Annotated in this window: 7 protein-coding genes; 3 read left to right on the top strand and 4 right to left on the bottom strand. The window is 63.0% G+C overall.

Translation table 11 applies throughout. The features are described 5' to 3' along the window. The first annotated feature begins 59 nt into the window (after positions 1–59). Both GWK36_RS05260 and GWK36_RS05265 read left to right on the top strand, forming a co-directional pair. A complete protein-coding gene (locus GWK36_RS05260) occupies positions 60–2141 on the top strand; it encodes a molybdopterin-containing oxidoreductase family protein (protein ID WP_166270248.1) in 2082 nt (693 codons plus the stop codon). Continuing rightward, positions 2142–2993, top strand: a complete 852-nt coding sequence (locus GWK36_RS05265; protein WP_166270249.1) for a hypothetical protein — start codon at positions 2142–2144, stop codon at positions 2991–2993. A gap of 28 nt (positions 2994–3021) precedes the next feature. Here the strand turns inward: GWK36_RS05265 and GWK36_RS05270 are convergent, their stop codons facing one another. The 4 genes from GWK36_RS05270 to amrB all read right to left on the bottom strand — a co-directional run bounded on the left by GWK36_RS05270 (position 3022) and on the right by amrB (position 11154). Next, positions 3022–5577, bottom strand: a complete 2556-nt coding sequence (locus GWK36_RS05270) for a GGDEF/EAL domain-containing response regulator (protein ID WP_166270250.1) — start codon at positions 5575–5577, stop codon at positions 3022–3024. A 635-nt stretch (positions 5578–6212) separates the two neighbouring features. Then, positions 6213–9494, bottom strand: coding sequence for a response regulator (locus GWK36_RS05275; RefSeq protein WP_166270251.1), 3282 nt, complete (start codon positions 9492–9494; stop codon positions 6213–6215). A gap of 204 nt (positions 9495–9698) precedes the next feature. Continuing rightward, on the bottom strand, positions 9699–10310 hold the full coding sequence (gene amrA / locus GWK36_RS05280; RefSeq protein WP_166270252.1) for an AmmeMemoRadiSam system protein A: 612 nt from the start codon (positions 10308–10310) through the stop codon (positions 9699–9701). Beyond that, positions 10300–11154 carry an AmmeMemoRadiSam system protein B gene (gene amrB / locus GWK36_RS05285; RefSeq protein WP_166270253.1) on the bottom strand — a complete coding sequence of 285 codons (855 nt, stop codon included), beginning with the start codon at positions 11152–11154 and terminating at the stop codon, positions 10300–10302. The genes amrA and amrB overlap by 11 nt, the downstream gene beginning before the upstream one ends. Before the next feature lie 103 nt (positions 11155–11257). Here amrB and GWK36_RS05290 point away from each other — a divergent pair, with 103 nt between their 5' ends. Then, a complete protein-coding gene (locus GWK36_RS05290) occupies positions 11258–13207 on the top strand; it encodes a transglycosylase SLT domain-containing protein (protein ID WP_166270254.1) in 1950 nt (649 codons plus the stop codon). Positions 13208–13354: the final 147 nt, after the last annotated feature.

A 13354-nucleotide genomic window follows, 5' to 3' on the forward strand; every position in this document is an offset into this window, starting at 1 on the left:
CCTCAATTAGGAGGCGCAATCCGTACCCAACGGCTCGGGGCCTATGCGAGGAGAGCAGTATGTCGAGTGTCATCAGTACCTGTTACGAATGCGATGCCAATTGCCCCATCCGGGTGGAGCTCGATGATCAAGGCGAAGCGATCGCCGTCCAAGGCCCGCCGGAGTGTCCGCGCTGTGTGGTCCAGCTCGAAAGGCGCAATCATCCCGAGCGCCTACTCTATCCCCTAAAGCGCATCGGACCACGCGGCAGCGGCCGGTTTGAGCGCATCTCCTGGGATGAGGCCCTGGATACCATCGCCGAGCGGCTATTAGAGATCCGTGAGCACCATGGCGCGCCTGCGGTCGCCTTTTTCGCCGGTTATACCAAGGAGGCGCGTCCCCAACTGCAACGCCTGGCCCATGCCTTCGGCTCGCCCAATTATCTCACCGAGAGCGGCTGCTGTTTCTCGGCGACCCTGGTGGCCGAGAAGGTGACCTTCGGCTATCGGATCAAGACCACCTCGACGGTCCCCTCACCCAAGACCCGCTGTCATCTCTTCTGGTCCACCAATCCGCGCGGCTCGATCCCCCTGTTTGAGAGCCACGGGCTCGCTGACCCCAAGCCGGATCGCCGGTTGATCGTGGTCGATCCGCGCCGTACCCCCCTAGCCGAGCGCGCCGATGTCTTCTTGCAGATCCGACCAGGGACCGATGGTGCCCTGGCCCTGGGGTTTCATCACCTGATCGTTGCAAATGGTTGGCAGGATCAGGAATTTCTAGACCAATGGTGCGACGGGGTCGAGGCGTTTTGCGACTATATCGCCGAGTTCACCCCCGAGCGGGTGGCTGAGATCTGCGGGGTCAGGGCCGATGACCTGGGGGCGGCCGCCGAGATCTTCGCCACGACCAAGCCCGCCCAGATCACCCTATCGCCTACCGCCACCGTCCAGCACAGCAATGGCTTTCAGAACCATCGGGCGGTGATCCTACTCTCGGCGGTGACCGGGAACCTGGACCGCGAGGGTGGAAACCGGTTCTTCAACGACAAGGTCCTACCCAAGCCGATCGACCTCTTCGACCATTGCCGCCAGCATCTGCCGCCGCGCATCGGCGAGGAGGTCTATCCCGTCTGGACCAAATACTGGCCAGCGGGCCAGAGCATGCTGCTGCCTGACTGTATCCTCGAGGGTCGGCCCCAGCGGGTGCGGGCGCTCTTGGCCATGGGGATCAATACCGCCATGTGGCCAAACTCTAAGCGCATGGAGCGTGCCCTCGCCTCCCTTGAGTTCTTTGCGGTGAGCGATTTCTTGCATAACCCAGCGACCTTGCAGGCCGACATCGTGCTGCCAGCGGCGACCAATCTCGAGCGCTCGGCCTTGATCGCCTATCCGGGCTGCGCCTATCAGGGTGAGCTGCGCTATCGGCGGGCGGCGGTCAGGCCGCGCGGCGAGGCGCGCCCGGATGCTGAGATCTTTTTGGCGCTGGGGGTTCGGCTTGGTATGGCAGATCTCTTCTGGAATGGGGACCTGGAGGCGAGCTGGGCAGAGGCGGCCCAGGGGTTGCCCGAAGAGATCCGCAGACAGGTCTATGACAACCCCGAGGGGGTCACCGTCTATGCCCAGGCGATCGAGGACCTTGTTGAACACGGGTTTTTGGATGCCGACCGGCTCTATCGCCTGCGCGGCTTTCCCACCCCGAGCGGCAAGGTCGAATTTGATTCATCCGAGCTGCGCGCTGCTGGTCATGATGGGCTGCCGGTCTACCGCGAGCCTGCCGAAAGCCCGCTCTCCACCCCTGAGATCGCCCAGGGGTATCCCTTGGTCTTAACGAGTGGGGCGCGGACCAAGTTCTTCACCCATTCGCAGCATCAGCGCTTCCCTTCCCTTCGCCAAGCCATCCCTTATCCGCTGGTCGAGATCCATCCCCTGGATGCTGCGGCGCGTGGGATTGAGGAGGGCGACTGGGTCATCGTCCGCTCGCCGCGCGGACGGGTGCGTTTCAAGGCGCGGGTGACCGAGGCGATCAAGCAGGGGGTGGTCCATTGTCCACACGGCTGGAACGAGGCCAATGTCAACGAGCTGACCGCTGACCAGCACCTGGACCCGATCAGCGGCTTTCCGCCCTTCAAGTCCAGCCTGTGTCAGGTCGAGCGGGCCGCATAGATGTTCATCGGCATCCCCGCCGAACGCAGCCATCTCTTTCGGGTGCAGCCACGCGCCGCGGTCGCGGTCAGCGACCCCACTGCCTGGCGGCTCTATCCCGTCTACCGCCAGGTCTATGACCGGCTGCAGCTCGCCCTGGACGCGGGACTGCGCGCCGCGCCCTGCGGCGTCGAGCCCTGCGACTGTGGGTTTGAGCCGGATGATCCGGTCTTCGTCAAACCGATCATCAATCTCTATGGCGCAGCGCGGCGGGCGGGTCTCTATCGCGCCGCCGAGGTCCCGCCCGAGCCTGGACTCTTTTGGTGCGAGGCGCTGGGGGGCGAGCACACCAGCACCGATTGTCTGGTGCAAGACGGCGAGGTCGTCTGGATGGCGCATAGCCTGGCCTCCGAGCACAAGGACCGCTTCCGCCCGCTCTCTTGGGAGGTGGGGATCGAGCGCCCCCTGCTTGCGCCGGCCATCCGCGAGTGGGTCGAGCGCCATCTAGGCGGTTATACCGGTCTATGTAACCTTGAACTCATCGGCGGCCGACCCATTGAGGCCCATCTGCGCGGTTCAACCGGCTTTTTTGACCTCTATGGGCCGCACTTCATCCCGGCCTGGGTGGCGCTGGTGGACGGTGAACCCTTTAGACCCCCGCCGCCGATCCCGGGGGGGTGGATGATCTCGGTCTTCAGCGAAGGCCCGCTGACTGAGCCTGAGCTTGCGGCAATCGCCGAGGCAGGCGCCAGGGTCTATGCAGACCCCGCCACGCCCGATCGGGTGGCTGTGGTCCTTTGTCCAGACCGCGCGCTGGGACACAGGCTCATGGCGATGCTCGGCAACCGCCCCTGCGAAGATTTGACGACGTAGGGGCAGTGAGCGCGGTGCGCGCACTGCGTCATGCTTGCCCTGTTTGCTCGCTGCTGGCAGGCCATTGGCGCAACCAGGCTGCCATTTCGTCTGCGGGCAGCGGGCGGCTGATGAGATAACCCTGGATGCTGTCGCAGCCGAGTGACCTGAGATGATCGGCCTGTTCAGGCGACTCGACCCCCTCGGCGATGATCTCGAGATCAAGGCTCTTGCCCAGGGCAATGATGGCGCGCACAATCGCGGCATTGTTGGGGTTGGTCGTGACATCGCGCACGAACGACAGGTCGATCTTGAGCTTATTGACTGCGATCTGCTGGAGATAGGCGAGGGAGGAATAGCCAGTGCCAAAATCATCGATTGAGAGATGCACCCCGAGCGCGTGTAGCTCGGCCAGCGACTGAAAGGAGCGCTCGCTGTCGACCATGACACAGGTTTCTGTCAATTCGACCTCGATGGACTGGGGTGATAGGACATACAGCCGCAGCTGTTCGGCGATGCGCCCGACGAACTGATCTTCACTCAACTGGGCTGCCGAGATATTGATCGCTGTCCGCGGCGGCGTCAGGCCGGCATCCAGCCAGGCGCGGAGCTGACGGCAGGCGGCGCGCAGGACCCAATCGCCTAGGCTGACCACCAGCCCGCTTTCTTCAGCTAGAGGAATGAAGGCATTGGGGGGTATCAGCCCGCGTTCGGGATGCCGCCAGCGCACCAGGGCCTCCATCCCTACCAGCTTGCTAGTGGTGAGATTGACTTGCGGCTGATAGACCAAAAATAGCTCATCGTGCGTGATGGCGCGGCGCAATTCGGCCTCCAGATGCAGGCGCTCTCGTGCCCGCTGGGTCATCTCGGGGGAGAAGAAGCGCAACAGACGCTGGCCTTGCTGTTTGGCCTGATGTAGGGCTGTCTCGGCGTTGCACAACAGGGTCTCGACGTCTTGCCCGTCGCTTGGATAGAGGGCAACACCGATGCTGGCGCCGATATAGATGGGGTTGCCGTCGATGGCGAACGGCTTGCCCAGCGCATCGATCAGGTCCTGGGCCAGGAGATCGACCCCGGGCTGACCGGCCTGATGTCCGAGGATCAATACAAACTCATCGCCGCCGATCCGCGCCAGGGTTGTATCCTCGGGCAAAAGCTCTTGCAGGCGCCGGCTGATGGCTAGGATCAGCAGATCACCCAGGTTGTAGCCGAGGCTTTCATTGATGGTCTTGAAATCGTCGAGATCGATGAAGAGCAGGGCGAAACCTCCCCCACTATGCTCTGCCTGGGTAATGGCCTGTTGCAAGAGCTCGTGCAACAACACCCGGTTCGGCAGACCGGTCAGGGGGTCGCGATGGGTGATGAACTCGAGCCGATGTTCCATGCGGCGGCGGAGGGTGATGTCAGTATTCGAGCCGCGTCGGCCCAGGAACCGACCGTTGCGATCGTAGACGGGTTGGCAGAGATGTTCGATCCAGCGTTCACTCCCATCCCGTGCCTGGAGACAAAAGATCAGCGCTGAGAGCCTGGCCTGATCATCATGGACATGTTCGCGCCAGGCCTCCAGGTCGGCGGGATGGATCAGGCGCTCCATCAGCCCGGGGTCAGCCAAAAAGTCCTCGGGACGGTAGCCCGAGATCGACTCACAGGCCGGCGAGACATAACGATACTGCCCGTCGGGTCCAAGCCAGTATTCCCAATTGGGCGAATACTCGGCGAGGATGCGGTAGTTCTGTTCGCTCTCCTCGAGATGGGCGGTGCGTTCGGCTACCATGGACTCCAGATGCTGGCGCAAACGTGCCAGTTCCAGGTGGGTGCAGACCCGTGCCCGGACCTCGTCGATGTCGAAGGGTTTGGTGATGTAATCGGCGCCCCCGAGGGCAAAGCCCCGCACCTTGTGTTCTACGGCATCGACCACGGTCACAAAGAGCACTGGAATCCTGTTCCCTGCCGGCAGGGTCTTGATCCGTCGGCAGGTCTCATAACCGTCCATGCCGGGCATCAGGACATCGAGCAGGATCAGATCGGGTGTATGTGGGCCTGCGACCTGCTCGATCGCCTCGACGCCGGAGCGGGCGACCTGGATGGCATAGTCGTCCTTCAGCGCCTCGATCAGCTCATGGATGTTCTCGGGCATATCATCGACGACCAGCAAACAAGGCCTTCTATGCACCGCAGGAGCAAGTACGGGGTGCGAAATCTCCAGGCCCAGACGCTGCCGGTAACGCTGGAGCTCGAGTTGGTCGGCGATGCGCCGGCGCAACAGGTCTGCATTGACCGGCCGGCTGATATAGTCAACGGCACCCAGCGCCAGACCGCGCGACTCCTCGCCCGGCTCGTTCAGCACGCTGATCAGGATCACGGGGATCGCAGCGGTCGCCGTCTCCGCCTTCAGGGTCTGCAAGACCGCATAGCCATCCAGGTCGGGCAGCCGGATATCCAGCAGGATCAGATCTGGCGGTGGCAGGCGGCGGGCGAGCTGGAGGGCCTGTTGGCCGCTGGTGGCCGCGAGCAGGGCATAGTCCCCCCGCAGGATCTCCATCAGGGTGTGCAGATTTTCAGGGACATCATCGACGATCAACAGGCGGGTGCGCATCGCATTCATAGACCCTCGCAGGGAAACCCGCGATTGAAGTCGCGGGAGGAATTGCGGCTTGCCAGACGAGGTGTGGAGGTTTGAGTAGGTGCTCGAAGCATCGCTTTAAGTGTCCCACTGTGGTCTGTGGGCGCACAGCGACTTGAATGCAAATCGGAACCTTACCCGCATTAGTGAGTCCGTCCTGCGGCGCAGGCAGGCGTCTCGCCAAGGGCGGCTGTAAACACGCCTCATGTCAAGGATGGTTACTGCCTTGTCCTACGATTAAGGATTTCAACTTCAGTCGAGGGTTGTTTGAGCAGACACCGTTTGAAACCTTCCTGTCTCCTGCGACGACAGACGCAAAGATCAGGAAGCAACGGATCCAACGGATCAAAAGATAGCAAAGCATCGACTGTATTATCGTGCGAGTCCTCGCTGATCGACCGTTCGCTTGACCCCTGGTGGCCCTCTCTCGCTGTCCAGGAGGCCTCTTAAGGAAACGCTGCAAAGGTCCCATATCGTCATTTCCGGCGTTCGTCACCCCGGCGCAAGCCGGGGTCCAGATGATCCGATTTGTATGGATTCTGGCTGACGCTGGCATGATGAGAACCGATGTATTCAGTGTTTCCCCAAGGGTTTGTTGGCGCAGGGATGGATGGCGCCTAGCCAGCCGCCAGGGTCTGGCGCAGCCGCTGGGTCCGCGCCAGGGCCTCGTCGATGGCAAAGACCTCACAGTCGGCGGCGATGGCCGCCAGCTCATCCTCGATGCCCGTGCCAGTGGTGCCGGCGCGCAATTCGCTCAGCAGATGGTCGATCGCCCCCAGATCGTCATTAAGTGCCCGGAGCAATCGCTCGACCAGGTCCCTGAGTTCGTCTGGGCTTAGGGTCTTTGACTGGGCCGGCCCTTCAACAGGTGTGCTGCGTTCAAGCCCATCGATCTCGTCGATCAAGGTCTGCCAGTGCCGGTGCAATGCCTGCCAAGCATCCGCTGGCGGAAGTTGATTGCGTTTGAGACAGTCATCGATCGCGTTTATCTGGTCAAACAGCGTCTTGGCCCCGAGATTGGCTATCAGACCTTTGAGTGCGTGACACCGCGATTGGGCAACGGCAGGGCCCTGATCGCAGGCGAGTGATTCGAGCTCAAGGCTCGCTTGGGTATAGCGCTGGTGGAAACGGGATAGTTGTTTGCGGTAGGCGTCGATCTTACCGCCGATGCGTTGAATGCCAGCGTGCACATCCAGGCTATGAAGCGCCGCGAATTCAGGGGGGAGTCTCTCCTTGACTACAGCGGCGGGGGGCGGCAGTTGCGCTTGGCCTGCAGGTGTGAGCCAACGGCAGAGGACGGCGAAGAGATGCTCGGGGTCGATCGGCTTGCTGAGGTAATCGTTCATGCCGGCGGCGAGTGCCTTTTTGTGGTCCTCGGCCATGGCGAGTGCGGTCATGGCGATGATCGGCAGTCCGGCAAACTGCTCGCCCAGGGCGCGGATATGCCGCGCCGCCTCCAGCCCATCCATCACCTGCATCTGGATGTCCATGAGCACGGCGTCGTATGTCGCCTGTTGCACCCGTTCCAAGGCCTCGGCGCCATCGGCGGCCTCATCGACGGTCGCGCCCAGGCTGCGCAAGAGCTCGCAGGCGAACTCGCGGTTGATCTCGTTGTCCTCCACCAGGAGGATACGCGCCCCAGTGAGCGCACCCTCAGCCATGCCTGCTGGGTGGTCAAGGCCTGACCAGCCGCAGGCTTGGACTGCTGGCCCCTCGTCCGCAAGCCCCTCTGCCTTCAACAAACGCCCGTGTCCAAGCACCGAGAGGAGGGTATCGAGGAGAAACGAGGACGAGATCGGTCTGATCAACAAGCCATCGGCCTCGCACTGCATCTCATCCCGCCCGTGGTCGCTGATCAGGATCAGCTTGGGGCGCGGAGTGATCCGCAGATCCTGATGGATGCGCCGGATCAGCTCCTGGCCGGTCATATCGATGAGCCGGCAATCGATGAAGGCCAGGTCATAACCCGAGGCATCGCGCAGCATGGACAGGGCCGCGCCTGCCTCTGTGGTCGCCATGACCTCGAGCTGCAAGGAGCGCAGGAGCTCGCTGAGGCGCGCACATGAGCTAGGGTTGCTATCGACTACGAGGATGCGCAACCTTTTGAGCAGCGATCGGATCTGGGCGAGGAGTTCTTGACGCTCTGCTAGGGCCTTGCGGGCGACCCCGAGGGGCAGGGCGAAACAAAAGGTGCTGCCCTGGCCTGGGGCCGATTGAGCGAGCCAGATCCGCCCGCCCATCTGCTCGATCAAGCGGCGGCTGATCGCCAGCCCTAGCCCGGTCCCCCCGAAGCGACGGGTGGTCGAGCGGTCGGCCTGGGTGAAGGGCTCAAACAGGTATGCCTGCACCTCGGGCGCGATCCCGATCCCCGTATCGCGCACCATAACCTGAAGCACCAGCTCTTTTTCCTCGATCTCCAGTGCCTCGAACCTGAGCTCGATCTCGCCGCGCTCGGTGAACTTGAGCGCATTGCTGCACAGGTTGAGGATGACCTGATTGAGACGCAGCGGGTCACCGATCAGGATCGGGGGGATGGTGAGATCCTGGTGAAGCGAGAACGCGATCCCCTTGGCTAGCGCCTGGGGGTCGATGGTGTCTTTCACCTGATCGATGAGCGCATCCAGCTTGAATTCGGTGAGTTCGATTTCGAGCTTACCGGCCTCGATTTTTGAGAGATCCAGGATGTCGTTGATGAGTCCTAAGAGCAACTTGGCCGAGCACTGCGCCTTGGTGAGACGATCGCGCACCTCGGTTGTAAGCTCCTTGCGCAGCACCAGGTGCAGCATCCCCAGCACCGCGTTCAAGGGGGTGCGGATCTCATGGCTCATATTGGCCAGAAACTCGGACTTGAACCGACTCGCCGACTCGGCTTGGGCGCGCGCCAGGCGCATCTCCTCCATCAAGCCTTCAAGCTCGGCGGTGCGGGCGGCGACCAATTGCTCCAGATGGGCACGCTGGTATTCCAGTTCGTGGGTGGTCTGAGTGAGCGCCTGGTTGCGCTTATTGACCAACCAGCGCAGCATCAGATTGAGGCCGAGCAGTAAGATCAGGGCGCTACCCAACCCAAGGGCCCACCAGCGCAGGATCGGGGGAATGCGCACCTCGGGCGGCAGGGCCATCGCCCGCTGCACCGCCTTGAAATAGACCGAATCGGGCTCGCTGCGCCAGGCGGCCAGATAATGATCGATGCGCGCCAAGAGGTCGGCGCTACGTCCCTTAGGGGCAGCGAAATAGAGCGCCGTGGGCAGAAACAGGATGGGCGTCTCGCGTAGATGGTAGCGGGCGCCGTTATGGGCGGCAAAGAAGCTGTTGGTCACCACCGCATCCGCCTGACCCGCTGCCACCGCCGCATAACCGGCCTCCAATGACTCGACCAAGATCGGCTCATAGGGGTGTTCCGCGTTTTTCATGAGTTGATCGAAAAACTCCTGTTGGACACTGCCCCGGAGGAGTGCCACCCGCCTGCCGGCGAGATCGCCGAGATGAGCGACCGCCAGATCGGGTCGGCTATAGATCTGCGACCAACTCCCGGCCACTGAGACCTGATGAAAATCAAACCGCTCAGCGCGCTCGGCGGTATAGGCCACATCTGGCATCAGGTCGAGCGCGCCGCGTTTCAGGCGGTTCAGACAATCTGGCCATTCGCAGTCCTCATAGCTGAGCCGCCAACCCTCCGCCCGGGCGATTGCCTCCAAAAGCTCGATGAACAGACCAGCGGGGCGGCCGATCTCGTCGCGATAGACCTTGGGTGGGTTTTGATACAGACCGACACGCACCGGTCGAGGCATCTTGGCCTGGGCGAGCCAAAACCAGATCAGCATCCCCATTGCCAGCAATGCAAGCCCCAGCGCGATGAATGGCCGACTCGCCACTCGCTTCCCTGTGGATCCTTGCAGCATGCTTAAGACCTCGATCGATTCTTGGAGCTTCGATTGTAAGATCTCGTGCAGTGAGAGCGGCGGGGGCAATAGGGTAGGCTGGGCATGTCGTGCCCAGCCTACCTGCTGACCGTCATTCCGACGCGACTCAAGTGTAGAGCGGGCACATTGTGCTTACGCGCAATCGGTTGGGCGTGGGCAACCCAATGGGTTTGGTCGCCTACACTACCATTTTCCCCTCTCGCCGAGGGAGAGGGCCCGGGGGTGAGGTGAGGTCGGGGCCCCAAAAGACTCGGTCTCATAGCGTGAAACCTTGAGGCTATCCGACCAATAGCCAAACGGCAGCCCCGCCTTGCGCTTGAGATGTTCTACAAAGGCGTACGGCTCGGGCAATTGCTCCCAGACCGCAGGTAAAAAGGTCCCGCGATGCCCGCGGTCGCTCAGGATCAGGCCATCGATCCCCGGGCGAAGCTGGGCGATGAGTTCCTCCTCTGAGCCGAAGACCAAGGGTTCAGGGGGGGTAAGGATCGAGACCTTGATCTCGATCTCGGGGTATTCATCCGCGCCTAGGGGATGAAACCTTGGGTCCTCGAAGGCCGCAGCGAAGGCGTTTTGCGCCACGTCCTCGACCAGGGGGCGGCTGGCCTCGAGTACCCCGATACAGCCGCGCAACTGCCCGCAATGCTCCAAGGTCACGAAGGTCGCCCGCAGGTCGCGCAGCGGCTCGGGGTAGGCATTCGGATCGACGGCGAGCGGGCGCCCGTGCCTGAGCCCGTGGGCGATCGAGTCGGCAGCGACCTCAAGCAAGATGGCGCGCAGGTCCTGGTCATAGGCCATGTGGAAGGCCCCTCTCGGTCTTTGCCCCCTCACCTCTCCCTGGTGCAGAGGGACCGGGGAAAAGGGCATAGGCACCATATCCCACTACCTGATCGCGCCCGCCGGCGGTATCGCCCGAGTTGCGCAGGTCCAGGGTTTGGGCCTTAAGCCCCCGCCGACGGGCGAGGGTCAAGAGGCCGCGCAAGGGCACGCGACCGCAGGCCTGATCCTCGCCGATCCCCTCTGGGCGCAGGAATTCGATCGCCTGCGAGGTCGCGGCATCGATGCGTTGGGCGGTGTGATAGTCGAGATAATGGGTCAGATCCGAGCTCACCAGGATCAGGGTCTGGGGACCGCCCCAGAGTCGATCCAAGACCTCGGCCACGGCCTCGGGTTCGGACTCGCCGGCGACCAGGGGGACGAGCTTGAAATCGGCGAGCACCCGCTGCAAGAAGGGTAGTTGCACCTCGAGGCTATGCTCCCAGGCATGCGCCGCATCCAGGATCTGGACTTGGGGGAGTTTGAGCAATGGCTCGATCGCCGCACGGTCGATGGGGACCAGACCCAAGGGGGTAGCAAAGGCCGCGGCGCTCGGCGCCGCCAGCCCATGAAAGGGCACCCGATGCGATGGCCCAAGCAAGACCACCCGTTCGATCCGATCCTTAACCTGGGCAAGTGTCGCATATGCCGTGGCCGCCACCGGCCCGGAATAGACATAACCGGCATGGGGTACGATCAGGGCCTTGGGCGCTGGGACAGCGGGGGGATGGGCAGCCGCCAATAGATGGTCGAGCATCCGGGTGAGCGCCTGGGGATCGCCTGGATAGAAACGGTCGGCAACCGCCGGCTGTCTGATGTTCAGCATCGCCTTTCCCTCAGTTTGACCGGTCGAATGGATGTCTGCCATTGTCCATTATAGATTTCAAGCAGTGCCCCGATCGGAGGAGGGCTACAGAGGAGGGCTACAGATGCGATTGACCTTGGTGAACCTCCTGGCATTGGGCCTGGTGCCCTTGAGCTGTCTGGCAGATCCCCAAGGCGATTTTCTCGCCGCTGAGTCGGCGCTCAAGCGCGGCGATCTTGCGACCTTCAAGACCCTGTCTGCGCGTCTTCGCGCCGATCCGCTGTATCCGTATCTGCGTTTTGCTGAGCTGACCCGCGATCTGACCCAGACCCCGGATACAGCGATCGAGTCGTTTTTGAGCGAACATGCCAGCACGCCTCTCGCCGGACGTCTGCGTTTGGCCTATCTGGAGCGCCTGGCCAAGGCAAGGCGCTGGGCCGACTATGTGCGTATCTACCGCCCCGATGATTCGGTCGAGCGGCGCTGTCTGTATCTGCGCGCCCTGATCGAGACTGGACAAGCCGAGGCTGCCTGGCCGCAGGTCCGGACCCTCTGGCTGACGGGGCGCTCCCAGCCCGATGCCTGTGAGACGGTCTTTGCCCGCTGGCGGTCTATGGGACGCTCGACGGAAGAGCTGGTATGGGCGCGGGTCGGCCTGGCCTTGGCGTCGGGCAATCGCGCCCTGGCACAGCGGATAGGTGCCTGGCTTCCGGAAACGGAACGGTCCTGGTTCGAGCGCTGGCTGACCATCGATCGCACGCCGGCCCAGCTCTCGCAGGCGGATTGGTTAAACGAGGCCCATCCCTTGCGCACCGCGCTCCTGGCGCATGGCATCGCCCGTCTGGCCGAGACTGATCCGCTCCAGGCGGCCTCGCTCCTGCAACGTCTGGATCAAGACCTACGACAAGATCCATCTGCCCGCGAGCGCGCCTTGTCTGCAGTTGGGCAGGCGCTCGCCGAGCTCGGCGAGCCCCAAGGGTTGGTCTATTGGGACCAGGTCGGGGCCCGTCCCGACAACCTCCCTGAACAGGAGCGGCGTTTGCGTGCGGCGTTGCGCCTGGGCGCTTGGGCGCAGGTCGCGGCCTGGGTCGAGCGGATGCCCGAGGGCGAGGCCAAACGCGAACGCTGGCGCTATTGGCAAGGCGTCGCGCAGGCGGCGCTTGGCGATCCAGAGGCAGCACGCGCGAGCTGGTCGGAGGCGGCAGAGGTGCGCAGCCTGTGGGGCTTTCTCGCCGCTGACCGGCTGGATCAGGTCTATCCGCTCGTCTCCCGCCCCTTGGCCGTGCCGTCTGAACGGATCGAGTCGCTCAAACAGGATGCCGCCTATCAGCGTATTCAAGCGTTGACGGCGCTGGGGCGTGATCTTGAGGTGAGGCGCGAATGGCGTGATCTTGCCCAGCGCCTCGATCCCGAAGGACTGAGGGCCGCGGCGCTGCTGGCACATGCCGGTGGCTGGCACGATCAGGCGATCGCCTTGCTCGCGCAGGCTGGTGACTGGGACGATCTGGAGATCCGTTTTCCCCTGGTCTATGGCGATCAGGTCATGGATCTGGCTTGGCAGATCGGGATCGAGCCAGATTGGATCGAAGCGGTGATCCGCCAGGAGAGCATCTTCGCGCCGCATCTCGCCTCGCCAGCGGGCGCCTTGGGCCTGATGCAGGTGCTGCCGACGACCGCCGCTGAGCTGGCCACTGAGCTGCGCCTGTCCCGGCCCAGTCGCTGGGAGCTCCTCGATCCGACGCGCAACATCTTGCTGGGCGCCACCTATCTGGCCCGGCTGCGCGACCGCTTCGGGCATGCTGCACTCGCCACTGCTGCCTATAACGCCGGTCCCAACCGGGTAGAGCGCTGGTTGCCGGATACCTGCATGGAGGCCGACCAATGGATCGCCACCATCCCCTATGCTGAGACCCGCACCTATGTCGAGCGGGTCTTGAGTTACCGGATCATCTATGCCGCGCGCCTGGGTCTAGAGACCAAACGTCTGCGCGAACTCTTACCGCCCGTGTCAGGGCGCACGCCGGCGGAGACCCCCAGGCGGCTCAGTCAATTGTCCGCGGGTCGTTTCGATTGATCTTGACCTTGGCTACAGATGCTGCGCCCATTCCCACTGGACGATGGTAGGGCAGGTGCGATCAGATCTCTGCAGCAAGGCCCTGCCCCTTGTGTCTGACCTGCCTGCCATCCGGCCTCGAGCAGCAAGGTCAGTCCTCGGTGAATG

Source organism: Caldichromatium japonicum, from assembly GCF_011290485.1.
Lineage (GTDB): Bacteria > Pseudomonadota > Gammaproteobacteria > Chromatiales > Chromatiaceae > Thermochromatium > Thermochromatium japonicum.